The following is a 1,138-nucleotide window of genomic DNA, read 5'->3' as shown; positions in this document are numbered from 1 at the left end:
GACAGATCGTCATTAGCAGAATGAAGCCGCTCCAAGTTGTAATATTTCATGTAAGCCGTCACATCTTGCTTCATAAACTCCATTGTTGGTTGATTAACTTTAAAAATCCAATCGTGTTTTAAGCTGCCAAAGAATCGCTCAACAACGGCATTATCCCAACACGCTCCCACATCACCCATGCTGGCTCGGATACCATAGCTCAATAGCAGCCTACCGAATTGCTTACTGGTATATTGCGAGCCTCGGTCACTGTGGAATACCAGCCCTCGCGCTGGTTGTCGCAGGTTGTAGGCTTTTATTAATGCCTTAGATATCAAATCTGTGGTCATGCGTTTATCTATGTGCCATCCCACAATCCGGCGTGAATATAAATCCATCACCACTGCCAAATACATCCAGCCTTCACCCGTCTTTAAATAGGTCACGTCACCCGCCCAAACCTGATTAGCCGATACTGGATTAAAGTTCATGTTTAACAGATTATCAGCCACTGCATCTGAGTGTTTTCGCTGCGTAGTCACCTTGTAAGCGCGTCGCTGGGTTGCTTTGAGTCGAAGGCGGTGCATAATTTTACGAACGAGATAGCGACCAACCTGGTAGCCTTCCTTGCGCAATTTCTTCACCATTGCACGATTTCCTAAGCTGCCTCGACTTTGCTTAAATAGCTGTCGAACAAGGCGATAAAGCTTCAGTGTTTCAAGGCTTATCACGTTTGCAGGGCGCTTATGCCAATCGTAATAACCTGATTTACTTACACTCATTACTCGACATAACAGTGCTACGGGAAACAGGTTGGATTGCCGTTTGATGAAACGAAATTTTACTTCATTTCTTTCGCAAAGAAGGCGCTGGCCTTTTTTAGAATTTCTTTCTCCATTCGTAATTCTTTGTTTTCTTTACGTAATCGTTTTAGCTCATCACGTTCAGACTCTTCTAAGGTGACACCGTGTTTCAGGGCTTGGTGTTTTTCCTTCCAGTTGTAAAGCAGGCTCGTGCTAACTCCAAGAGACTTTGCCGCATCGGCAACGCTATAACCTTGTTCTAGCACCATCAAGACAGCTTCATCTTTAAATGCCTGGGGATAACTCTTATGTGATTTCTTCAGACTCATATAGACCTCTTAATTTATTGACCATAC

The 1,138-nt window shown here is 43.9% G+C and carries 1 protein-coding gene; it reads right to left on the bottom strand.

Going from position 1 to position 1,138, the window contains the following annotated elements:
• Positions 1-1,111, bottom strand: a protein-coding gene (locus AAA952_RS22275; protein ID WP_338259701.1) for an IS3 family transposase whose coding sequence is annotated in 2 segments (ribosomal slippage) — positions 1-862 and positions 862-1,111 — 1,112 coding nt annotated over the 2 segments. Because the reading frame shifts where the segments join, the coding sequence is not laid out codon by codon here. This gene is flagged as partial in the annotation.
• Positions 1,112-1,138 lie beyond the last annotated feature (27 nt).

This window comes from Shewanella sp. M-Br, from assembly GCF_036245925.1.
Lineage (GTDB): Bacteria > Pseudomonadota > Gammaproteobacteria > Enterobacterales > Shewanellaceae > Shewanella > Shewanella oncorhynchi.
Note: the sequence above shows the minus strand (reverse complement) of the source record. Positions and strands in the feature narration are given on the sequence as shown.